This is a genomic window from Plectonema radiosum NIES-515 (genome assembly GCF_025753815.1).
GTDB classification, from domain to species: Bacteria; Cyanobacteriota; Cyanobacteriia; order Cyanobacteriales; family Nostocaceae; genus Hassallia; species Hassallia radiosum_A.
Window position 1 is genome coordinate 26,018 of record NZ_JAOWRF010000334.1, and the last position, 21,742, is coordinate 47,759.

Genomic DNA, 21,742 nt, shown 5'->3' on the forward strand with positions numbered 1-21,742 from the left:
TTTAACCGTTAAAACCGAAGCTTGAGCGGTTTACCGCTCACTACGATATTTTACGTTTAATTTCGCCCACTTACTTAATTCTGTTTAATTTGCGCTTTAGCGTCACTGCACCTAAAGCTATTAACCCAAAAGTGAAACTTGGTTCAGGAACAGCCGTAATACTTAATTTATTAATTCCAAAAGGACGATTTGCAACAGAACTACTAAAAACTAGCCGCTTAATATTAGCAATATCGCTGCTAACACCAAGAAAAACAGCAGAATTATCCAACGCTAACGAGGAAACCGCATCTAAAGAAAAAGTCCCCAATTCTTGATTTGCGTCATCAAAAGCTGAAACAAATGCTTTATATGGATTTAGTTCAAAAGCTACAGCTAGTTGAGTACCAGCGCTTTTCACAGGTTTATCAAAGGTAATACTTAAAGGACCCGCATTGCCATCTAGGGGAGGATTGAATTTAGCTCCTGTTAACAAGATATAATCACCACTAGCAAAATCAGTTGCTATACCGGGTGTAGGTAAAGTATGAAAAACTAATGGTGCGCTAACACCCGGTTGAGGAAGCGGAATATCTACATTTAAACTTAAACTGCGTTGAGATTTAGCTGAAAAAGAATTGGGTAAAACTTTGAAAGGATTAGTTTCACCGAGACTAGACCAATCTATTAAGTCATTACCTTTTAAAGCAGTCCTATCAGTAACAAATGTTAAGGCTTTAGCTGGTAGTGGTAAAACTGCAACTAAAGCTGTAAGTGCAGCGATTATAATCCCAGACAAACCTTTATTTGAAAAGTTGATTAATTTGGTTTCCATATTAAAGTCTTTAGTAAATCCTTTTCAAAAAGGAAAAGATGTATAAAGACATTACTACACTTGTCACTTGAGATAAATATGTGTTAAAAAGGTTATTGATAACTTTACTAAGACTTCATCTATAATTCGTCTTCCCCCAAAACTCCGGGAACCGACTTATCACATTACTTGAGATGCGGCTGCTGAACCCAAGTCTCCCCAATCTCTTCACAACCAAGAGTCTTTTATAAGGCTTCCATTGGAGTATTCATGCAGCCAAAAAATCTCAAGCGTCTCCTGCGTGCTTTAGCACGGCAGGGTTTAGATGTAACTTACAACAACAAAACTTATTCGGTTCGTTTACGTGATAATTCGGATACGCCTGTAGTGGAAGTGCTGCTACCAGAAGGCTTACCCGTAGAAGCGAAGGCACTGAAGCAGTTAGCAAATCTGGCAAGCGTTCGTCACCCAGCAGGGGGCTGTGTTTGCCGTGCCTGTGCTACACCTGACTTCCACCCAGGTGATGCGGGGATTGCCATTGGTTCAGTAATCGAAACTGAAGGTCAAATTATTCCTGCGGCTGTCGGGAGTGACATCAATTGTGGGATGCGTTTGCATGTCGTCGATTTGACAATCGATGAATTTTTAGCGAAACGCGATCGCTTTGTAGAATTGATGAAGGGTGATTACTTCTTCGGCACCCGTGATGTCACCATGACAGCGAAAACATCCCGCGCTATGTTTCAATACGGAGTTCCCGGTTGGTTAGATGCGATGTTGGAAGCACCTACAGGCAGTTTTGTCAAATCTAATTTGCAACAAATTGTTCAAGAAAGCGAACGCATTTTCTTAGATGGTTCAATGGATGGAAATTGGAAACTTGCACCGGAAGAACTTGTACCAGATGAAGGACTGGTGCGTGATGGTGGATTGGCTACGATTGGTGGGGGGAATCACTTTGTAGAAGTGCAGCGAGTTGATCGAGTTGAAAATCGCGCTCTTGCTCACGCTTGGGGAGTGCGAGAAGGACAACTTGCATTTATGATTCACTCAGGTTCTCGCAATGTGGGTAAATACATCGGCGGAATGTGGCAAGATAAAACTAAAGCCGCTTGGCAAAAAGGGTTGAAGTATCCTGACTCGCACATTTTTCCCCTTTCTGTGCATTCCCACCCCGAACTAGTTGCTAGTTATCTGCAAGCTGAGGCAACAGCTGCTAACTATGGCTTTATCAATCGCTTGATGTTAGCAGAACTATTACGTCTGCGTTTGCGAGAAGTTTACAAAAATGTAGAAGCACCACTAGTTTATGACTTACCCCATAACATCACCTTGTCTGAGAAATCGGGTTCTTGGATAACTCGCAAAGGTGCTTGTCCCGCTTATGCCGGACAACCTGTAATTATCCCAGGTTCAATGGGTGATTATTCTTATCTTATGGTGGGTAGAGGGAATCCAGCTTTTTGCAATTCCGCTTCACATGGGGCAGGAAGAGTGCGTAGCCGTTTTGACCTCACCCGTCAAGGTGCATCGCAAAGTGAGTCAGAACTGAGATTAACGGGGGTAGACTGCATCACACTGCGTCAAGAACGCAGAATTGAGGAAGCACCCGCTGCCTACAAGTCGATTCAGTCAGTAATTGATGTGCAAGTAGAGGCAAAAATGGTGGATATTGTAGCGCGTTTGAGTCCGGTTTTGACCTTTAAGGCTTAAAGCGTTAAATCTAACAGCGTAGGGTTGGTAACTAATATTATCAGTTGTCGGGTGCGTTACGGCTCCTCCCTAACGCACCGCTAAGGCTGAAATGGTGCGTTATGCTTCGCTAACACACCCTACGCTATCTTATATTTGTTTTCGCCTACCTACATGGTCACATTGTTCGCAACAATGGTGCTAACATACTTCTTCACCAGTTAGCCTGACCATGAAATTAGTTTGCTCCCAAAGCGACCTCAGTACCAACCTCTCAATTGTGAGCCGTGCAGTTCCATCACGTCCAACTCATCCAGTACTTGCTAACATTTTACTGCAAGCGGATGCTCAAACTAACTCGGTAAGTTTAACAGCTTTCGATCTCAGCTTGGGTATCCGCACAACCTTTAGTGCTGAAGTTATTCAATCCGGAGCGATCGCACTTCCTGCTAGACTACTCGTAGATATTACCTCTCGTCTTCCCGAAGGAGAAATCACCTTAGAAGATGAATCTGCAAGCACTGCCGAAACCCCAGGTGGTGAAGGTATAATTGTTACACTCACACCCAAAAGTGGACGTTATCAACTTCGAGCAATGGGAGCGGAAGAGTATCCCGAACTACCTATAATCGAAAATATCGAAGCAATTCATCTGACCAGCGCTGCATTAATTGAAGGATTGCGGGGTTGTTTATTTGCCACCAGTAGCGATGAAACTAAGCAAGTGCTTACGGGAGTGCATTTAACACTTAAACAAGACGCGCTGGAATTTGCAGCGACAGATGGACATCGTTTAGCAGTTGTAGAAACACTCAACGAAAGTGCGATCGCTAGCAGTGAAAATCAACTAGAAGTAACAGTACCAAACAGAGCCATGCGGGAACTAGAGCGGATGTTGGCTCATAGTTCCTCTGAAGAAGAAACTGTAGCCTTATATTTCGATCAAGGTCAAATTGTCTTTCAATGGCAAAATCAACGCTTAACAAGCCGAATTTTAGAAGGACAATATCCCGCTTATCGGTTACTCATCCCCCGTCAATTTGAGCGACAATTAACACTCGATCGCAAACAATTAGTTAGCACCTTAGAGCGAATTGCTGTCTTAGCTAATCAAAAAAATAATATCGTCAAAATTAGCATGGACGGTGACGCCGAGGAAATTACCTTATCTGTAGAATCTCAAGATGTGGGTAGCGCTATTGAGTCGATGCCGGCACAAATATCCGGAGAAGATATAGATATTGCCTTTAATGTCAAATATTTAATGGAAGGCTTAAAAGCATTGCCATCTCAAGAAATTCAAATGCAGCTAAATGGAAATCTCACTCCAGTCATTTTTACACCACTGAGCGGTTTAAAGATGACTTATTTAGCAATGCCGGTGCAATTAAGAAGTTAAAAGTGCTGAAGAAGTCTCAAGTATGAAGGATAAAAAGGAATACAGTTGGTGCTAAAAAATGGTATGTCTGTAGAGACTATTCTGTGCTACGTCTCTACGAGGATTTGGGACTGATAGCGTTTCCTAGTCTGCTTTGGTTTTTTCATCGTTTATCCTTCATACTTTATTTGTAATCGGAATTTGAATTGAAAATTCCGTACCAGAGTCAGGTAGCGAATTACATTTGAAGACACCACTATGCTTGCATACCACAATTTGGTAACTAATTGATAGACCTAAGCCAGTACCCTTTCCTACTGGTTTGGTGGTAAAAAACGGGTCAAATATTCGCGTTTTGATGTGTTCGGGCATTCCCGAACCATTATCAGCGATGCGAATCACCACTTGATGATTGTTTATAACTTCGGTACTAATCCGAATTTGGGGACGATCGCTTCTAAGTCGAGGTTTTTTTGACAATGACTCTTCTAAAGCATCAATGGCATTGCTCAAAACATTCATAAACACCTGATTTAATTGTCCGGCATAGCATTCTACTAAGGGTAGGTTGCCGTATTCTTTAACTACCTCAATACCGCGACTGTTTGGCGTTGCTTTCAAACGATGCTGTAAAATCAGTAAGGTGCTATCAATACCTTGGTGAATATCAACCTGTTTCATCTGGGCTTCGTCAAGCCTGGAGAAATTCCGTAAAGACAGGACAATCTGACGAATGCGATCGCTTCCTAGTTTCAACGACGACAGTATTTTGGGCAAATCTTCGGCAATAAATTCTAAATCTATCTCTTTTGAGCGATCGCAAATCTCACGGCTAGGGTTCGGATACTGCTGTTGATAAAGAGTGACCAGCCTGATAGATGTCGTTTACTGCAAATGTTTGATTGTGGCGATACCTTCCACCTTGGGTTTCTTGCAAATAACTATCTTCCCACACCATCTTGATCTGGGAACTAATTAATTTGACCCAATCCTCACCAACAAACTCGGCAAGAAACTGACCGCTCCAATCAGCGTTAAAGCGATAAACTGCAACTCGATCCGCTTGTAGTGATTGACAAACTTCTTGGGTAGTCGTTTGAAAAATCGCATCCAAGCTGAGAGATTCCCGAATCTTGGCAACAACTTCAAACAATACTTGTTGTTGTTCTGCTGCCTGTTGCAAATCTAATGTCTGCTGTTGTGTTTGCTTGAGTAATTCAGCTTGCTGGAGTGCTACCCCGATTTGGGCAGCAATCTGACTAAAGAAATTAACTTCAAGGTCTTGCCATTGTCGAGATTCAGAGTGTTGATAAGTTGCTAGCAAACCCCAAAGTTTTTGTCCGACAAAGATCGGAGCAAGCACAAAAGCGTGAATCTGAAAGTGCTCTAGATTATCGATATGACACTGAGAAAATCCCATCTTGTAGATGTCATCTACTGCAAATGTTTCATTGTTGCGGTAGCGTCCTCCCTGTGTGTCTTGTAAGTAAGTGTCGTTCCAAACAGTATTAATATCTAGTTTGTACTCATCATTCGACCAGTTAAGACTAGCATCAAAATCACCGACAAATTCACCACCCCAATCAGAATCAAAGCGATAAACAGAAACGCGATCAGTTTTTAATAGTTGACAAACCTCTTTAGTAGTTGTTTGAAAAATCGTATGGGTGTCAAGAGACTCACGAATCTTGGCAATGACTCCAAACACAGCTTCTTGCTGTTGACTTGTCCGTTGCAGTTCAATTGTGCGCTTTTTAACTTGATTTTCTAAGTCGATATTAAAGGCTTGTACGTGTTGGTATAATTCATACTGCTGACAGGCTGACGCAAAATGTTTACCAATTTCTTCAGCCAATTCAATCTCTTTAAACGTCCATTTCTGAGCCTGTGCTTTTTTAAATTCACGCCAAATATCAAATGATACACGCGGGTAGAGTTGCCGCTGGTCGCGATCGCATTGACCAGCCCACAGAGTTTCTGTGTCTATTTCATCTCGGAAAATACTTAAATAGCCGAATAATTGCTGACGATAATAAAGCGGAATCATCAAGATGCTGCGAATTTTGGTTGGTTGAAAAGCAGCTTGTAAATTTCGTAAATTTGGAGTTTTATATATATCTGAAATAGCCCAAACATTATAGTTACCAGACTTGTAGTGTTCCTGCCAAACGCTATACTGCTCCATCAATGGATATATTGTTTGTTCTGGTATTGCAGGTTGCTTTCCACTAATATAAAGTTTGACAGCATCGCTTCTTGATATCAAACATTCTGCGAAACTTCTGAAGCCGCAATTTTGATAATTAAAAGCTTCATTTCTAATACAAAGTCTGCCACCAGAACCACCAAAAGCAACAATGGCTGCTTCTAAAGCTGGCTGTAATATAATTGTCGGGAGTGAATGCAATAAAGTAGCAATGCGGCTAACGATCGCTTCACGTTCAGCTTTTTCACGAACTTGAGTCAGAAGAGCACTGTGAGCGATCGCGATCTCTAGTTGATCTACCACAATCTGTAGCACTTCCAGTTCATCTTCCCCAACAGAACGCGGTTGCGAGTGGTGAGATACCAACAGTCCCCAGAGTTTTTTGTCTTTTAGAATCGGCACTACCAGAGATGATTTTACACCCATTGCCGTCAAATATTCAACATGACAGGGGTCTACAGGACGATAACGAAAATCTTCAGAGATAATTTCTTTGGTTTGGGTGTCACACACAGGACTTTGACCAATTTTGTGCTCGTTCACATTTACAAGCGATCGCACTCGTGATTTCATAAATAATTCCCGTGCATGAGGGGGAATATCATCTGCCGGAAAATTAAGCCCTAACAAAGATGGTAAAGAGCGATCGTTTATAGATTCAGCAATGACCTGACCGCTACTATCCACATTAAATTTATAAATCATCACTCGATCTGTACCGAGAAACGAACGCACCTCCCCCACTGTCGCTATCAGAATATCTTGCACTTCTAGCGTCAGACGGATACGGTTTGTTATGCGATGTAGCAAATTTTCTTTATTTCCACTTACCCGCAAGTCTTCTTCTGTGGTAGAGGTCATTGCTTTTAGTAAAATTACTAAGATAATTAATAGAAAATATATATTATTGTCTTATTTAATTATTGATTTAGTCCTCAGGAAAATTACTGATTATATTTATATAAATCTGATTAATTGCTAATATTCACAAGACAACATCCTATCAATTATTATATATACCAATCCTAAATAAGAGCGTAAAAATTGAAATTGTAGAGACGCGAAATTTCGCGTCTCTACACAGATGTAGAGACGTTCCGGACGGAACGTCTCTACCTAACTAATTTTTGCAGCATCAGCAAAGCGAATTTTCAGATAATCATCTTCCATCTTTGCACCAGATGGTTGCAATGCTGCCAAAGCTTGCGGTAATACTAAATTACGGCGATGATTGCCAATTGTAATATTTAATTCGTCTCCACTTTTACTGAGTTGTACCTGATTTTTGGGAATCCCAGGTAAATAAAGTTCCAAACTGTATTGATTCTGATCTTGCACTATTCTAATTGTCGTTTCTTTGTAATAAACTTGAGTTGGGTCTTCATCTTTATACAGCGTTTCCTTCAATCTTTCTAACGCTGCTAAACCGCAAAGTTCCTCAGAAAAAAGCGGTGCTTCTTTCACAGGCAGAGGAAGGAAGTTATCATGAATTTCTTGACGATATTGCTGCTGATTTTCTTTCCAGCGTTGGAAAAATGGATCTTGTACTTCGTCGGGAATGATGCGATTAGCGATAATTAAATCCGTTGCCACATTATACAAACTCAAATAAGCATGAGCGCGAAGAGACTCTTTAATCACCATCTTTTCTGGGTTGGTAATCAGCCGCACTGAAGTTTGAGTATTATCAGTTAATACTTTTTCTAAAGCTTCAATTTGCTCATAAAATTCATATGGGGCATCCATCACCTCTTTATCTGGCAAAGAAAAACCAGCGATCGGTCTAAAAAAAGGTTCAACTATTGGTCTAAGTGCGACAGAGATGTTTTGAAACGGTTTATAAAATCGGCGCATATACCAGCCACTGATTTCTGGTAAACTCAATAGTCGTAATGCTGTGCCTGTGGGGGCTGAGTCAATAATCAAAACATCATACTCGCCTTCATCATAGTGGCGTTTCATCCTTACCAAGCCAAAAATCTCATCCATGCCTGGTAAAATTGCTAATTCTTGCGCTTGTACCCCATCCAAACCCCGTGCTTGCAAAACTTGGGTTATGTAGCGTTTGACGGCACCCCAGTTTGACTCTAATTCTAACAGCGCATCGAGTTCCGCACCCCACAAATTTGGGAGAATTTGTCTGGGTGCATGTCCTAGTTCTAAATCAAAACTATCTGCCAAGGAGTGTGCTGGATCTGTACTTAAAACAAGTGTGCGATAGCCTAGTTCTGCACAACGCAGTCCAGTCGCTGCGGCAACGGAGGTTTTGCCTACACCACCTTTGCCTGTCATCAAAATTACACGCATGGATTCAGTGTCCTAGCTGAGGATTTTTTACATTTATTTACATTATCGACTTTTTAAGGGAAATAAATGCTGTTTCAGCACGTCTAAACGCGAACAATTCCAATAATCAATGTGAGAGACAATCAGACTATCAGAGTTAAGGCGTAACTCACTCCAGCCAGGGATAGAAATGTGTGGTTTCCAGGGTAGAGGTGTATTCCAATTGAGTGTCCACTTAGTTTTGATTGTGTCTCCTTCTTTTTGGATATCGTGTAAATCCATTTTTGGATTTAAAAAGAAAGTCTCGATGAATTTAATCATCAGTTTGTACTGCTTGACACCACGAAATTTGTTCAGCGGATCTTGAAAAGAAACATCTTCAGCATAGATGCTGTAAGTTTGATTTGCCGGAAATCTTTGATAGTCTTCTTTGAGGATTTGAATAATATCCATTTTGAATGCGTGAATGCGTGAATTTTTTATGGTTCTACTTCGTTCCAAAGACGTTCTAACTGACGTTGCCAAGCTGCGATAACTTCTGCTTGTGCTTCTGAAGTTTGTTCTATTTCACCTAACAATCCTTCAGCGTAAAAGCGTTCTAAAGTTTGCATAGTAGCTTGTAGAGATTGTCCTTGCTGTTTTGCTGCGAGGATAATTTGCCGAATGCGGCTTTCAATTAGCTGATTGAAGACATCATCTAAACCAGCTTCATATAAAGATACTAGTCTTTTGATGGCACCCTCCAAATCCGCACTTACCAAAGTGTTACTATTATGATGAAATACTCCCCAGACTACGCCTTCGTACACGGCGTAGCGTACTTCTTGAGTCTCATCAAAATTCGCTTTTAGCAACTGTTCTAATAAAGGTTGAGCTTCTTGTACTGGCACAATTGGCAGCAACACTCGCAACCATGTATTATCTTCGCTAAGTAGCACCAATAGCCGAAAGCCAGAGGTTTCTACTTGCCAAGATCCCAGTGCGATCGCGCTTACAGCAGCTTCACCAAATAAGTCTGTCAGGGTTACCGCTATTTCATCAGATTTCATAGTTTTTTCTCATCTTTAGCCTCTAGGGTAACGTTTTGCGGTTCCAGGCGATAACAAACTATGTACTTACAGGCAAAAATCACTGAAAAATCTATCTATCAGTCTGCTGTACTGCCTGCTGAACTACTTCTAAAGGTAAATCTAACAACCAGAGCGATCGCATCCTTTTTCCCCGATCAGCCCAGGTTGGACAGAAGCGATCGCACCTGGGCTTGTGGCTTTGTTGAGTCCACATTGCTCTGTAATCACGATACAACATTACCCCTCAAAATTAATGAGACAGACCACTAGGACTTATGCATTGACAGGAAATACCAAATATGAGATATCGGTTTCAGGCATTAAAACCTGATTTTTCGCTCTTTCATCAGCCCAAAGATCGCTCAAATAGCATAGTACATTAGGAATAAATAGCCCTCTTTGCCCTAACTACAAACTATAATCAACCATGAGCAAAATAGAAGAAGCACAAGCTGCATATCAAAATTTTACAGATGGATTTCAAAGTCTAATCCTCAGCACCGTTAGCGAAGAAAATCAACCTAACGCTAGTTATGCACCTTTTGTGATGGATGAGGCAAAAAACGTTTATATATTCGTTAGCGGTCTTTCACCTCACACCCGTAACTTGTATGCTAAATCTCAAGCTTGCATTCTGTTTATTGACGATGAATCGAAAACCGAGCAAATCTTTGCCCGTCGTCGTCTAACTTTTGATTGTTCTGCAAGTTTAATTGAAAGAGAAACTTCAGAGTGGAATCAAATTGCAGATAGATTTGAAGAACGTTTTGGAGACATGATCCAAGTCTTTCGTGGCTTGGCTGACTTCCGCATCTTTCAGCTTACACCAACTGAAGGACGTTTTGTAGTTGGCTTTGGTGCAGCTTATCAAATAACTGCTGATGATTTTAATAGTTTAAAGCATATTAAAGGTTAGTTTGTAGTTAAAGTTACGTTATTGTATAGGCGATCGCTCTTATTGCTTCACACAATATACATCTCCAGAAAACAATGTAGAGACGCGAAATTTCGCGTCTCTACAAGGGTTTTGGGCAACGCATAGTTCATTTTTGGAGATGTCTAATCTCAAGAGGAGCGAAATCTTGCCAACAACTCCTCACGAGATGATTGCAGCAAAAAACGAGTAAACTCTTCTGGTGGTAATACAACCATCGGCTCAATAATTGCTGCTAACTCCTCATCCAATGTCCCAAAGCGGACACGCAGCAAGTTTTCTATTGTGATCCGACGTTCCCTCTGAATACCTTGCTGTGCTGCCTCTGCTAGCCGTTGCTGAGAAATCTGCATACCCTGCTGGATACCTTCTTGTCTTGCCTCTGCTAGCCGTTGCTCATAAATGGGTGATAAGCGCATAATTAAATCCCTATCCTCTTGATCTACATTTTGACCGACTTCTAAGGTAGTCTTCAAACTAACTAACAAATCTATCGCTTTGGAACGTAAAGGATTATTTTCTGAAAGTGCCTCTAGTTCAGCTATTGCCTGTTGCTGAACTCTCCCTTTACCTAGAATTCTCAACCAGAGAGTTTCTTCAGTACATGGTAACTGGTGAATTGCGACAATAGCTGTTTTGAGAAAGTCTCCTAAAAAATAGACTCCAGCACCCCAGTTATCTTCATCAATTCTAGCTCCAAATCCATCTAAAATCGACACAGAAGCGGTAGGCGATAAAATCCACAAACGCGGTAATTCAATCTCAGAAACGCGAGTATTATTACGTTTAGTCTGACGTTCCAAATCAGCAAAAACATCAAACAATTTGTGTATACAACCGCGAATTTCACTTATGCTTGCCGCATTTCTAAACGGTTCAAACAGTGCTGCTGTAGCAGCAAATCGCCCTAATAATCCTAATAGCGTTGTGTTGCTTGAAGGTTGAGGTGACGGTGCAAAATAAACATCAATCTCCCGCACTTCTGCCGCAACCTGACGGCTTGTTTCTACTTTTCCTAATGGCAATAACAATTCTTGGAGATAATCTTTGGCAAACTGGTCGTAGGGAAATCTGGTCATTTATTCTCCCACTCACATAAGCGCTAGCAATAGCCACCAGATAATTTAGTGTGTCAACATTGTAATATTCTAGGTTAGACTTTTTGCACTTATTCGCCTAATCTGGTTTATAGCGATTTTCAGGTAAATGAACCACATTATTTTTATCTCACGCAAAGCCGCAGAGGCGCAAAGGAAGAAACAAGAGTGTGGTATAAATACATGAAAATTGCTGTAAAAACACGTCCTAGCCGTATTTTCAAGGCAAATCTATTGTGCCCCAACGACTTACAGTTTTTTTCATTGAGGGCAATACTGTTACAAAAACCGAAACAGAAGTAGATTTTTCCCAGTAATACCCGTAAGATAATAATCAAACTTCAGTAATTTCTCTGAAGTCAACTAAATAATTTACTTGTATTCCAAAACAAGATCCCCGACTTTTTTAAGAAGTCGGGGATCTGAAGAATAACTTGTTGAGGCTTGAGGATGAAGAAAAGTGCAAGGTCTCAGCGGACTTTCTGGTGCTTGCTACCCAGTTTTACCCGAAGAAGTTTAATTTTATTACTCAGTGGCGTCTTGGTGTCTGAGTCGGTGGGAGCAACATCTGAAAGAAGGTTGCAAATAGCACAGTTGCCAGCCACAAAACCACAAAACACAAAACCTGCGCTAAGTCCGGAAGAAGCGAAAATAAAGCCACTGAAGGATAAAGCATCTCAACTTTTGAAAGAAGCAATTGAGCTATCGAAGCAACCATCAGCAGCATCACAGCGACAAGCAATTACAAAATTAGAAGAGGTGCTAAAAATCTGGAGATTACCAGAAGTACGTGCGGTAATACCTCAAGAAGCTCGATCCAACGAAGCTTCTATACTTAATGCGATCGCCAGTACTTACGGTGATCTGAATGAAAACACCAAAGCTCTGGGATATCTGGAGCAAGCATTAGCTATCTCGCGGGAACTAAAGGATCGTCTTGGTGAAGCTCGTACACTTATGACGTTCGGCAATATCTACGGCATCAACCTGACTCAATACACAAAAGCTGTGGGATATCTCGAACAAGCATTAGCTATCTTGCGGGAATCTAAAGAACCAAAAGCTCGCTCCCCGCAAGGTGTAACGCTCATACTACTTGGTGGATTTTACGAAGAATTAGGCGAAAAGCAAAAAGCGATTGATGCTTACAACCAAGCCCAGTCACTATATCATGCTGAAAATAAACCAAAAGAAGAGGCTCAAGCACTATCTGGAATTGGTGGAGTATATGGTAAATTCGGCGAACGGAAAAAGGGGCAAGAATATTTAGATAAAGCCTTAGCGATTCACAAGGCAAATAAGGATTTACCAGAACAAGCACATACACTGACATCCATCGCATTAAACTACCAAAATTTAGGCGAAACAGAGAAAGCCCTTGATTATTACCAGCAAGCATTAGAAATCTATCGCCAAACAAAAGATTTATCAGAACAAGTAGAGACACTCATTGACATAGGCTTAGTCTACGGTACAAGAGGCGATCGCCCTTCAGCAGAAAAATATATCCAGCAGGCTTTAGAGTTACAAAAAACAATCCAAAGCCAATTAGGACAGGACGCAAAATCTCAAAGAAATCAAATCATTATTCTCAAGCAAATTGCCTCCAGCTATTCTGGGTTGGGCGATACACAGCAGCAAATCTTCTACTTAAACCAAGGACGAATTATAGCTCATGAGCTAGGTCAAACCCAGGATGAAGCACAGTTGATTTCCAGTATTGGTGACGCTTACTACAATCTAGGTGAGACACAAAAAGCCAAAGATAATTTTACTCAAGCCCTAAAGCTGCAACGTGACATTAAAGATTCTAAAGGAGAAGCTAACACACTTCAAAGCATTGCCTCTATTCATACAAAATCAGGAGAATTTCAGCAAGCCTTAGATATACTCAACCAAGCACTGGAGATTTCTAAGCAAAAACAAAACTCCGGTCTAGAACCATTGATTCTCTTTTACATCAGCAATGTTTACGGAGATTTAGGGGCTTATGAATTAAGTATCGAAAAAAGCAAAGAAATTTTGGCAATATATCAGAAAAGCAATCCCTATTTAGTAGGAAGTGGTCTCAATTATATAGGTACTGTTTATCTACGAAGCTGCTTTTATCAAGAAAAACCAGAAGATTGTCGTCAATCATTATACTATTACAACCAGGCTTTAAAGTACGCCCGTGAACAACGTTCTGTTTCCACGGAAGCCGGCATCCTTGGAACCATTGCCAAGGCTTATGAGTTATTGGAGGATTATCAGCAAGCAATTACCAAAGCCAAAGAAGCTTTAGAATTATCTCGCAAATATAACCTTAAACATAACGAAAGTGGTAGCCTTCTTATTTTAAGCGCTGCCTATGAACGCGCTGGCGATTATCAAAACGCCCTTGATGCTAGCAAACAAAGTTTGTTGCTATCACAGCAACTAGGAGATTTAACATCACAAGCCGCCGTTTACAAAATCCAAGGTAAGATTTACAGATCCATGAAGCAGCCGCAACTGGCTATAGAAGTTTACAATCAAGAACTAAAGCTAGCGCAGCAAATAGGTGACATATCACAACAAACTTATCCACTTTATAAGATAGCCGTTATTGAGCGCGATCGCGGCAATTTCAACCAAGCCAAGACGCAGATAGAAACAGTCATCGGCATTGTTGAGCAGACACGCAGCAAAGTCAACAGCCAAGACTTACGTTCTTCCTACTTTGCTACAGTGCAGGATTATTACAAATTCTACATTGACTTGTTGATGCAACTGCACAAAAAAGACCCTTCAAAAGGATACAATGCCGAAGCACTGCACATCAGCGAGCGATCGCGCGCCCGTGGTTTAATTGAACTTTTAACTGAAGCTAGAGCAAATATCCGTAAAGATGTTGATACCCAACTTTTAGCAGAAGAAAAGCGCTTACAGCAGTTAATTGATGCGAGAGTAAAACTGTTACAAGAGGCATCTGGCAAACCAGCACAAGAAAAGCTTCAAAAAGAAGTCGAAAATCTCCTCACTCAACAGAAAGAACTGCAAACCAAAATCCGCACTTCAAGTCCCAAATACGCAGCGCTAAAGTATCCCCAACCATTGACTCTACCGCAAATTCAGCAACAATTAGATAAAGACACGCTGCTGTTAGAGTATTCCTTAGGCAAAGAACACAGTTATCTCTGGGCTGTAACTCCCAACTCTATCGACACCTACGAACTCCCCAAACGCGAAGAGATAGAGAAAGCAGTCACCGAATTTAGAGAAACTTTAATTAAATGTCAGAAATTAAGAATATGTAACCAATTCTCCCCATCAGAAAAAGCTCAAGCTCTTAAAAATACGGCTTTATCTGCAACTAAACTTAGTCAAATCATCCTTGCACCTGTAGCTGAGAAGTTGGGGAAAAAGCGTTTGGTGATTGTTGCTGATGGGGAATTGCAAACAATTCCCTTTGCGGCATTGAATGACCTAACCCCCCAACCCCCTTCCCTACAAGGGAAGGGGGAGCAAGATAAACTCCCCTCCCCTCATAGGGGAGGGGTTGGGGGAGAGGTCAGTTATCAACCTTTGATAGTCAATCATGAAATAGTTAATTTGCCTTCGGTTACAGCGATCGCAACCCAAAGACAAGACCTCAAAGGACGCAAAACCGCACCCCTCACTCTCGCAGTGCTTGCCGATCCGGTGTTTGAAGCGAATGATGAGCGAATCACTGGCAAACCTGCAAGTCCCGTTCCTAACTCAGACTTTCGCGGTCAAATAGAACAATCTGACTTGAAGCGAGGAGCAAAAAATCTTAATCGCAATGGCTGGGAAAGAATTAAAAGTACACGCACTGAAGCAAACGGAATTTTAAATATCATACCCAATTCTAATAATCTCCAAGCCTTCGATTTTGATGCTAACTACAACTGGGTAACAAATAAGCAACTTTCACAATATCGCTTTTTACATTTTGCTACACACGGCTTTGCTGACCCTAAAAATCCAGAACTATCAGGAATCGTTTTATCTCTTGTAGACAAACAAGGTAAACCCGCTAATAAAGGTTATCTACGATTAGGTGATATTTTTAACCTTGACTTTGCAGCCGATTTAATCGTACTTAGTGCTTGTGAAACCGGTTTAGGCAAAGATGTCGATGGTGAAGGTTTAGTAGGCTTGACAAGAGGATTAATGTATGCTGGGGCGGAACGTGTGGGTGTGTCTCTTTGGCAAGTTGATGATGCGGGGACGGCAGAATTTATGCAACAATTTTACACGCAAATGTTGAAGCAGGGGAAATCACCTACAGTTGCTTTGCGTGCGGCTCAATTGAAACTATGGGAAAATTCAACTTGGAAAAATCCTTATTATTGGTCTGCCTTCACTTTACAGGGTGAGTGGCGATGAAGTTAATAAAAATTTTCGTAGTGAGCGCTGAAGCGCTCAATTTCAAAAGCTTATAGCGTTTCCTAATAAGAGTAAGGTACAGTTTAACCTCACCCCGATAAAGCACAGCTTTATCTCCCCTCTACACAGTGCAAAAAGAGGGGTTGGGGGTGACGTGCGTGATATGTGCTTCTATAAGCCAATGATATTGAGCGATAAATCGCTCACTACTTAAAGCAGGGCAATCTCGGCTTCGGATGGTATCTGTTGTTGGACAGATTTAAGTAGATCGAGAGTTTTTTGGTAAGCTACTTTCTCTCTCTTTCCAAAACGTTGAGCCGCTTTTTCTAAGTCAGCGATCGCTGCTTGATGATATCCTAACCAATGTCGGGCAACTCCGCGATTAACATAAGCCTGAGCATTGCTGGGATTAAGTCTAATTACTTCCGAAAAATCGCGCACTGCACCGGAAATATCCCCGGTTCTCGTGCAAGCGCAAGCTCGGTTAAAGTATGCTCTATCATCGTTGGCATTGAGACGAATTGCTTTGTCAAAGTCGAGCATTGCTGCTTGCAAATCTGCCAACTCTAACCGCGCTAACCCTCTGTCATTATATATATCCGCTTGTAGAGATTGCAAGTTCTGCGGAATTATTGACAAAGCTTTATTGTAATCGCCGATCGCCTGAACTTGATTCCCCAACATGGCAGTTGCGATGCCGCGATTGTAGTAAGCTCGAAAATCATCCGGTTTGAGAGCGATCGCTTGTTTATCATCAGCGATCGCATCCAAATAATTACCTTGTCTGTAGTGTGCTAATCCCCGATGTAAATAAGCTTCAGCATTTTTCGGAGCCAAATTTATTGCTTTTGTACAATCTGCGATCGCACTATGGTAATCTTGTAATTGAAGATACGCAAGACAGCGATCGCTATAAGCTGCGACAAAATTACTTTCAAGCTGAATTGCCTCACTTAAATCTTGAATTGCTTGTTGATAATTGCCGCGTTGCATCTTGTCTACACCCAACTCCAAGAAGTCGCTAGCAATCGGTGTTGCCTCAGCGCTGAAAGTGACAAAATTGAGAGCGATCGCCATCATAAAACTGAGAATGAATCGATAGCAGCGATTCATAAACAAATCTCCCAATTTGATTTTTTTTGCAAAACATGCAGCAATAGGTAAGGCATATTTACCAAGAAAGGATTGAGGAGCCAGAATCCAGCATTTTATATTACGCTTTGCGTAATATAAATAACCATGTTTTTGCACCCCATTCCCCAACATAAATAAATGTCAACGTCAACTACCTATGGTAACAAAATCCCCAAACGTTGCATTCTGACTCTTGTACAGACGCGAAATTTCGCTCCTGTAGAGACGCGAAATTTCGCGTCTCTACAACTCCTAACTCTACTTCTTCCACTCTTTATTGTTAGCCTGATCCAAGACGTAAGCAGCTACGTCTTCAATCTGAGCTGGTTTTAAACGACCTTTAAAAGCCGGCATAGCACCTTTACCCTTTGTAACTTGGGCAATAATCGCTTCTTGTGAGTTCATCGCATACTTCTCTAAAGCTTCTTTCTTCAGAGTTTTTTCAGCTTTAACTAAGTTTTTACCACCAGCATGACAAGAGGCGCAATTAGCGGCAAAAAGTTTCTTTCCACTAACTGCGTCTGCTAAAGCTGGACTGTTGAAGGCAAAGGTAAAGATTGTTACGCATAACAACAATACCGAAAGAATCTTTTTCATCCCGTGTTCTCTCTGCAAAAAAAGGACTGTTTAGTGCAATATCCTTCATAATTGTGAGCTTCATGGTTATTGTAGTCAAATGACAGCCTGTCAAACTTCGCGGTTTTGTTGGTTGTCAAGAACTACTCCTAACCACACCACGCTTCCCCCACACCACGCTTCCCCCACACCACGCTTCCCCCTCTCCCCCTACTCCCCACCCCCCAATTTATTCAACCCTTCTTCTGCAACCCGACAAATTCGCCAATCATCTAAAATAGAGGCTCCCATGCTGCGGTAGAATGCGATCGCAGGCTCGTTCCAATCCAAAACACTCCACTCTAACCGTCCACAATTTCTTTGGACAGCTATTTGAGCCAATTTTTTCAATAAAGCTTTCCCAATACCTTTTCGTCGATATTTCGGTAAAACAAACAAATCTTCTAAATAAATTCCTGGCTTAGTCAGAAATGTTGAATAATTATGAAAAAACAGAGCAAAGCCGGCAGCTTGCCCTGGGTATTCTGCTAATATCGCCTCAATATATTTATTAGAGCCAAATAAATGCTCTTTCAGAGATTCAGCATTACCAGTGACCGCATGAGATAATTTTTCATACTCTGCCAAAGCCTGAATTAACTCAAACAGCACAGTGCAATCTGCTGGTTCCGCAAACCGCAAAATCAAATCGTTATCAAAAGTCATTAGTAAATAGTCCAATAGTCCAAAGTCAATAGTACAATGACCGTTGACTCCTAACTCCGTACCTGTAGTACAGACGTTCCGCCGGAACGTCTCTACTTGTACAGACGTAAAGCGTGGAACGTCTCTACTACACCAACCAACCTTTCAAACGTTTGGCTATGTGAGGACGCCGCAATTTTCGCATGGCTTTGCTTTGAATTTGTCGCACTCGTTCTCTCGACAAATTAAACATATTGCCTACTTCTTCTAAGGTACACGGTTCGCTGGTAGTCAAACCATACCGCAGAGAAATCACGTCTTTTTCTCGTGGTGTCAACACATCACCCAAAACTTCCCAAATCTCCTGACGCATCATGTTTTCGTTCATTTTTGCTTCGGGAGATTGATTATCCTCGTCTTCTAGCAAATCCATCAATTCCGTGTCTTCTTCTTTACCGACACGGTGGTTGAGAGAAAGTGCTTGACGACGTAGTTGTTGTAGTTGGCGTAGTTGTGGCAAAGGTATTTCTAATACTTCTGCCATTTCGGCTTCTGTTGGGTTGCGACAAAGTTTTTGTTTAAGTTCGCGTTGCGCTTTTTTGAGTTTGTTAAGTTTTTCAACAATATGGATTGGTAAGCGAATTGTCCGTGCATCGTTAGCGATCGCTCGTGTAATTGCTTGTCTAATCCACCAATAAGCGTATGTCGAAAATTTATATCCCTTATCGGGATCAAATTTTTCTGTAGCGCGATTTAACCCCATTGCCCCTTCCTGAATTAAATCCAAAAAAGGTACTCCCCGATTCAGATATCGTTTCGCTATTGACACTACCAACCGGAGATTTGAGCGAATCATTTTCCGCTTCGCTACTCTACCTTGATACAAGCGACTTTCTAGTTGCTTTTCTGTCAACTCTAGTGAGGATGCGACTTTTTCCTTACTAGCTTGTTCACCCAATGTTTCGCTCAACGAAACTTGTAATTCCCTTACTTCTTCATTAAATCGCACTCGCCGCGCTAATTCTACTTCTTCTTCGGCTTTAAGTAAAGGATAACGCGCCATTTCTTTAAAAAACGCGCCGACAGCATCATCATGCTCGGTTTTATTATATCCGGATGGTCGCGCTGCCGCCATTTTATCGCCATCGCGTTCCAAAGTTTCCATTTCGGCTATGGCAGTATATTCATCTCCTACTGCTTCTAGCTCGAGTGGTACTTCACTCTCAACAGCATTTTCTACTAGTATCTCCATTGTTCCCAATTCAGCAATATTCATAGTTTCCTTAAGGGATTGTTGCTTTGTTTGGTACATAATTAAATGACAGCTGCTTTTTATTGAGGTTTGGTAGTTTTACCATCAGAACAAATACACCTGTCTTATAGCAAAATATAGGTTTCTGCTAATGTCTCATTGAAAGCGACATTCAGTCTGTATCTTTCATTTCATACTTCCTGTTATATATAATTCAAAAATCAATACTGGTATTTCCATTTTCAAATATCTGCTTCCACTCTCAACATATATATTCCTCATTCTTTTCTTTCTTAGCAAATCTGTCAATTTTTCAAACTTTATCAACTTTAACAAATATAAATATTTTCGGTAATCATCCTTAAACCTTAAATGTTCCTATATTTTTTTGTCTACATTTTTATTTTTTCTGTCTGAGTACTGATTATAGACTTCAGAGTCTTCTTTTTCGGTTAATGTAACCGCCGCCAACTTCCGAATGAAAATACCAATATATCGGCTGTCTAAACTTGAGCTATATTTATCTAAATTCCAGCATCCCATATACTGACAGGGCTGAATATCTATCAATAGGTGGAAAAGCCCTGTACCTTACTTAGTATATGAAGACAGCTTTTAGGAGTAGGCAAAGATGATTTGATTTTTTTTTAGATTGAACATTAAGTATTTATTTCTGCCTTGAGTTGAGATTAGTTTGACCGATAAATTACATAAAAGGAAACTTATCAACTATTATAAAGGATAAAAGTATTCGGAAATACAATTCGTCTTCGTAACTTGGAAAAGTTAAAGTTAACTTAGAAGAGTGAATTCTAACCAAAACGCAGATGCGTTATCACAGTCTATTAATTCAAAAGCTATGTATAGTAATGGCGTAAGTTTATCTCCATTGGTAGTAGCCGAACCAGGTAATTCATACGAATCGGGCAGAGTTGTTGAGCGGTGGATCGAAGTGCTGGTTGACTGTCCAGGAAGCTCAGGGTTATTTATTTACCGATTGCCACCTCAGTTACTTTGTCAACCAGGAGATATTTTAAGTGTGCCATTCGGAGCGCAACAGTTAGGAGCTTTAGCCATTCGATTATTAACACAACCCAGCGCTGACATACCACGAGAAAAAATTAGAGATGTCGAAGATGTAATTCATAGCGGTTTTTTTCAAGATAATTACTGGACATTGATCGAAAGGGTGTCGCAGTATTATTACACACAACTGATCCAAGTTATACGAGTTGCATTACCGCCCGGATTATTAGGGCGATCGCAACGGCGTATCCGTTTAGTTTTAAAAGACACATCCCTCGATTCTTTGGCTACTGAAGCTTTCTTGTCGAATGCAGCGCGACAAATTGTAGAGCTTCTGCGTTCCTCAGCAGCAGGAGATTACAGCTTTACCTACCTTCAACAAAAAGTCAAGGGAGCATATCGAGGAGTACGCGAATTGTCGCGATGCGGTATGGTACAAAGCTATTTAGAACCGCCGCGCCCTTCTCGACCAAAGCGGCAAAAAGCAGTCACAATGGTAGGAAGTAGCTTTGATCGTGACTTAACAACTCGCCAAAGAGAAATTTTAGAAGTATTGCGGCGACATGGCGGTGAGTTATGGCAAACTGAATTATTACAAATTTGTAGCACGAGTTCTTCTACCCTAAAAACGCTGGAAATAAAGGGTTATATTGTTATTCAAGAACGGGAAATTTTGCGAAGCGAAACTCCTGCGAGTGGAATATTAGCCGACCAAGCAAAATCATTAACAATAGCTCAATCCCAAGCGTTAGCGACAATAAATCAACTAAATGGATCTGCTCAAGTTTTATTGCATGGGGTGACAGGTTCGGGAAAAACCGAAGTATATTTGCAAGCGATCGCACCCCTACTCAATCAAAATAAATCTGCCCTCGTTTTAGTTCCAGAAATTGGATTAACACCGCAATTAACCGATCGCTTTCGGGCTAGATTTGGTAACAGAGTCAGTGTTTATCACAGCGCTCTAAATGATGGTGAACGTTACGACACCTGGCGCCAAATGCTCACAGGAGAACCGCAAGTAGTTATCGGCACCCGAAGCGCCGTTTTTGCCCCTTTACCAAACTTGGGTTTGATCATTTTAGACGAAGAACACGACAGCAGCTTTAAACAAGACTTACCCATCCCCACCTACCACGCTCGAACCGTCGCTCAGTGGAGAGCCGAATTAGAAAATTGTCCCTTAATTTTAGGTTCTGCCACCCCTTCCTTAGAAAGTTGGTTGAGCGTCAGGGAAGGGGGA

Annotated in this window: 16 protein-coding genes and 1 pseudogene; 5 read left to right on the forward strand and 12 right to left on the reverse strand. The window is 41.2% G+C overall.

Features of this window, described 5'->3' with window-relative positions:
* Positions 1 to 70: 70 nt before the first annotated feature.
* Positions 71 to 814 carry a hypothetical protein gene (locus tag OGM63_RS23400; RefSeq protein ID WP_263748071.1) on the reverse strand — a complete coding sequence of 248 codons (744 nt, stop codon included), beginning with the start codon at positions 812 to 814 and terminating at the stop codon, positions 71 to 73.
* Positions 815 to 1,063: 249 nt separating this feature from the next.
* Between OGM63_RS23400 and OGM63_RS23405 the strand changes: the two genes are divergently transcribed.
* Both OGM63_RS23405 and dnaN read left to right on the forward strand, forming a co-directional pair.
* Positions 1,064 to 2,506 (forward strand): RtcB family protein, encoded by a 1,443-nt coding sequence (locus OGM63_RS23405; protein WP_263748072.1) that lies wholly within the window; start codon positions 1,064 to 1,066, stop codon positions 2,504 to 2,506.
* A 211-nt stretch (positions 2,507 to 2,717) separates the two neighbouring features.
* Positions 2,718 to 3,884: a DNA polymerase III subunit beta gene (gene dnaN, locus OGM63_RS23410; protein ID WP_263748073.1), complete on the forward strand. Its 1,167-nt coding sequence runs from the start codon at positions 2,718 to 2,720 to the stop codon at positions 3,882 to 3,884.
* Positions 3,885 to 4,040: 156 nt separating this feature from the next.
* On the opposite strand, the pseudogene OGM63_RS29655 reads toward dnaN, so the two are convergent.
* The 6 genes and pseudogenes from OGM63_RS29655 to OGM63_RS23435 all read right to left on the reverse strand — a co-directional run.
* Positions 4,041 to 4,739 (reverse strand): annotated as a pseudogene (locus OGM63_RS29655) (sensor histidine kinase); the annotation flags it as partial.
* A complete protein-coding gene (locus OGM63_RS23415) occupies positions 4,696 to 6,930 on the reverse strand; it encodes a GAF domain-containing protein (protein ID WP_318528535.1) in 2,235 nt (744 codons plus the stop codon). The pseudogene OGM63_RS29655 and the gene OGM63_RS23415, both read right to left, overlap by 44 nt.
* A 255-nt stretch (positions 6,931 to 7,185) precedes the next feature.
* Positions 7,186 to 8,376: a TRC40/GET3/ArsA family transport-energizing ATPase gene (locus OGM63_RS23420; protein WP_263748074.1), complete on the reverse strand. Its 1,191-nt coding sequence runs from the start codon at positions 8,374 to 8,376 to the stop codon at positions 7,186 to 7,188.
* A 42-nt stretch (positions 8,377 to 8,418) separates the two neighbouring features.
* Positions 8,419 to 8,808 carry a C6orf136 family protein gene (locus tag OGM63_RS23425; protein ID WP_263748075.1) on the reverse strand — a complete coding sequence of 130 codons (390 nt, stop codon included), beginning with the start codon at positions 8,806 to 8,808 and terminating at the stop codon, positions 8,419 to 8,421.
* 26 nt (positions 8,809 to 8,834) lie between these two features.
* Complete coding sequence (locus tag OGM63_RS23430) at positions 8,835 to 9,404, reverse strand: hypothetical protein (protein ID WP_263748076.1); 570 nt, start codon at positions 9,402 to 9,404, stop codon at positions 8,835 to 8,837.
* A gap of 91 nt (positions 9,405 to 9,495) precedes the next feature.
* Positions 9,496 to 9,663 carry a hypothetical protein gene (locus OGM63_RS23435; RefSeq protein ID WP_263748077.1) on the reverse strand — a complete coding sequence of 56 codons (168 nt, stop codon included), beginning with the start codon at positions 9,661 to 9,663 and terminating at the stop codon, positions 9,496 to 9,498.
* Between the two features lie 189 nt (positions 9,664 to 9,852).
* Here OGM63_RS23435 and OGM63_RS23440 point away from each other — a divergent pair, with 189 nt between their 5' ends.
* Positions 9,853 to 10,341: a HugZ family pyridoxamine 5'-phosphate oxidase gene (locus OGM63_RS23440; protein WP_263748078.1), complete on the forward strand. Its 489-nt coding sequence runs from the start codon at positions 9,853 to 9,855 to the stop codon at positions 10,339 to 10,341.
* 149 nt (positions 10,342 to 10,490) lie between these two features.
* On the opposite strand, the gene OGM63_RS23445 is transcribed toward OGM63_RS23440, so the two are convergent.
* Positions 10,491 to 11,438, reverse strand: coding sequence for an RpnC/YadD family protein (locus OGM63_RS23445; protein ID WP_263748079.1), 948 nt, complete (start codon positions 11,436 to 11,438; stop codon positions 10,491 to 10,493).
* Positions 11,439 to 11,906: 468 nt separating this feature from the next.
* Here OGM63_RS23445 and OGM63_RS23450 point away from each other — a divergent pair, with 468 nt between their 5' ends.
* A complete protein-coding gene (locus OGM63_RS23450) occupies positions 11,907 to 15,827 on the forward strand; it encodes a CHAT domain-containing protein (protein WP_263748080.1) in 3,921 nt (1,306 codons plus the stop codon).
* 210 nt (positions 15,828 to 16,037) lie between these two features.
* On the opposite strand, the gene OGM63_RS23455 is transcribed toward OGM63_RS23450, so the two are convergent.
* From OGM63_RS23455 to OGM63_RS23470, 4 genes are all read right to left on the reverse strand, one after another.
* Positions 16,038 to 16,940: a tetratricopeptide repeat protein gene (locus OGM63_RS23455; RefSeq protein ID WP_263748081.1), complete on the reverse strand. Its 903-nt coding sequence runs from the start codon at positions 16,938 to 16,940 to the stop codon at positions 16,038 to 16,040.
* A 279-nt stretch (positions 16,941 to 17,219) separates the two neighbouring features.
* Complete coding sequence (gene petJ, locus OGM63_RS23460; protein ID WP_263748082.1) at positions 17,220 to 17,558, reverse strand: cytochrome c6 PetJ; 339 nt, start codon at positions 17,556 to 17,558, stop codon at positions 17,220 to 17,222.
* A 189-nt stretch (positions 17,559 to 17,747) separates the two neighbouring features.
* On the reverse strand, positions 17,748 to 18,242 hold the full coding sequence (locus tag OGM63_RS23465; protein ID WP_263748083.1) for a GNAT family N-acetyltransferase: 495 nt from the start codon (positions 18,240 to 18,242) through the stop codon (positions 17,748 to 17,750).
* 127 nt (positions 18,243 to 18,369) lie between these two features.
* Positions 18,370 to 19,386 carry an RpoD/SigA family RNA polymerase sigma factor gene (locus tag OGM63_RS23470; RefSeq protein ID WP_445974568.1) on the reverse strand — a complete coding sequence of 339 codons (1,017 nt, stop codon included), beginning with the start codon at positions 19,384 to 19,386 and terminating at the stop codon, positions 18,370 to 18,372.
* Between the two features lie 946 nt (positions 19,387 to 20,332).
* Here OGM63_RS23470 and priA point away from each other — a divergent pair.
* On the forward strand, positions 20,333 to 21,742 hold a 1,410-nt coding region (gene priA, locus OGM63_RS23475), incomplete at its 3' end, for a replication restart helicase PriA (RefSeq protein ID WP_263748086.1).

Excerpts from the sequence above, each read along its gene's own strand:
- OGM63_RS23400 (WP_263748071.1), bottom strand. The coding sequence starts at position 814 with ATGGAAACCAAATTAATCAACTTTTCAAATAAAGGTTTGTCTGGGATT.
- OGM63_RS23430 (WP_263748076.1), bottom strand. The coding sequence starts at position 9,404 with ATGAAATCTGATGAAATAGCGGTAACCCTGACAGACTTATTTGGTGAA.
- OGM63_RS23450 (WP_263748080.1), top strand. The coding sequence starts at position 11,907 with ATGAAGAAAAGTGCAAGGTCTCAGCGGACTTTCTGGTGCTTGCTACCC.
- OGM63_RS23465 (WP_263748083.1), bottom strand. The coding sequence starts at position 18,242 with ATGACTTTTGATAACGATTTGATTTTGCGGTTTGCGGAACCAGCAGAT.
- OGM63_RS23415 (WP_318528535.1), bottom strand. The coding sequence starts at position 6,930 with ATGACCTCTACCACAGAAGAAGACTTGCGGGTAAGTGGAAATAAAGAA.
- OGM63_RS23435 (WP_263748077.1), bottom strand. The coding sequence starts at position 9,663 with ATGTTGTATCGTGATTACAGAGCAATGTGGACTCAACAAAGCCACAAG.
- dnaN (WP_263748073.1), top strand. The coding sequence starts at position 2,718 with ATGAAATTAGTTTGCTCCCAAAGCGACCTCAGTACCAACCTCTCAATT.
- petJ (WP_263748082.1), bottom strand. The coding sequence starts at position 17,558 with ATGAAAAAGATTCTTTCGGTATTGTTGTTATGCGTAACAATCTTTACC.
- OGM63_RS23455 (WP_263748081.1), bottom strand. The coding sequence starts at position 16,940 with ATGAATCGCTGCTATCGATTCATTCTCAGTTTTATGATGGCGATCGCT.
- OGM63_RS23405 (WP_263748072.1), top strand. The coding sequence starts at position 1,064 with ATGCAGCCAAAAAATCTCAAGCGTCTCCTGCGTGCTTTAGCACGGCAG.
- OGM63_RS23445 (WP_263748079.1), bottom strand. The coding sequence starts at position 11,438 with ATGACCAGATTTCCCTACGACCAGTTTGCCAAAGATTATCTCCAAGAA.
- OGM63_RS23425 (WP_263748075.1), bottom strand. The coding sequence starts at position 8,808 with ATGGATATTATTCAAATCCTCAAAGAAGACTATCAAAGATTTCCGGCA.
- OGM63_RS23420 (WP_263748074.1), bottom strand. The coding sequence starts at position 8,376 with ATGCGTGTAATTTTGATGACAGGCAAAGGTGGTGTAGGCAAAACCTCC.
- OGM63_RS23470 (WP_445974568.1), bottom strand. The coding sequence starts at position 19,386 with ATGGAAACTTTGGAACGCGATGGCGATAAAATGGCGGCAGCGCGACCA.
- OGM63_RS23440 (WP_263748078.1), top strand. The coding sequence starts at position 9,853 with ATGAGCAAAATAGAAGAAGCACAAGCTGCATATCAAAATTTTACAGAT.